1 protein-coding gene is annotated in these 679 nt (G+C 71.6%); it reads left to right on the top strand.

Features of this window, described 5'->3' with window-relative positions:
• Nucleotides 1–66: 66 nt before the first annotated feature.
• A partial coding sequence (locus tag BIV01_RS16815) for an aminotransferase class III-fold pyridoxal phosphate-dependent enzyme (RefSeq protein WP_139199511.1) occupies nucleotides 67–679 on the top strand: 613 nt, incomplete at its 3' end.

Below are 679 nucleotides of genomic sequence, written 5' to 3'. Positions count from 1 at the left end.
CGGCGGCGGCGTGAAGTGCTGCACGCTCGACCTGCACCCCGTCGGCACCGGCACCTCGGTCGCGCGATGACGGCCTCGTCGCTCGGTTCGCGGACCGCTGCGGCGCTCGCCGTCGAGGAACGCTCCCTCGCCCACAACTACAGCCCGCTGCCCGTCGTCATCGCATCGGGCGACGGCGCGTGGGTCACGGACGTCGACGGCAAGCGCTACCTGGACGGCCTCGCCGCCTACTCCGCCGTGAACTTCGGTCACGGCAACTCGCGGCTGCTCGACGCCGCGCGGGCGCAGCTCGACCGGGTGACGCTGACCTCGCGCGCGTTCGTGAACGACCAGCTCGGGCCGTTCGCCTCGGCGCTCGCCGCGTTGACCGAGACCGACATGGTCCTGCCGATGAACACCGGTGCCGAGGCGGTGGAGTCCGCGATCAAGGTCTCCCGTGCGTGGGGCTACCGCGTCAAGGGCGTCCCCGCCGAGCGCGCCACGATCATCGTCGCCTCGGGGAACTTCCACGGTCGCACCACGACGATCATCTCGTTCTCGGACGACCCGTCGGCGCACGACGACTTCGGGCCGTTCACGCCAGGTTTCCGCACCGTGCCGTACGGCGATGCCGCTGCCCTGCGCGAGGCGATGGACGAGACCGTCGTCGCGGTGCTGCTCGAGCCGATCCAGGGCGAGG

The organism is Curtobacterium sp. MCBA15_013 (assembly GCF_001865095.1).
Classification (GTDB): domain Bacteria; phylum Actinomycetota; class Actinomycetes; order Actinomycetales; family Microbacteriaceae; genus Curtobacterium.
Note: the sequence above shows the minus strand (reverse complement) of the source record. Positions and strands in the feature narration are given on the sequence as shown.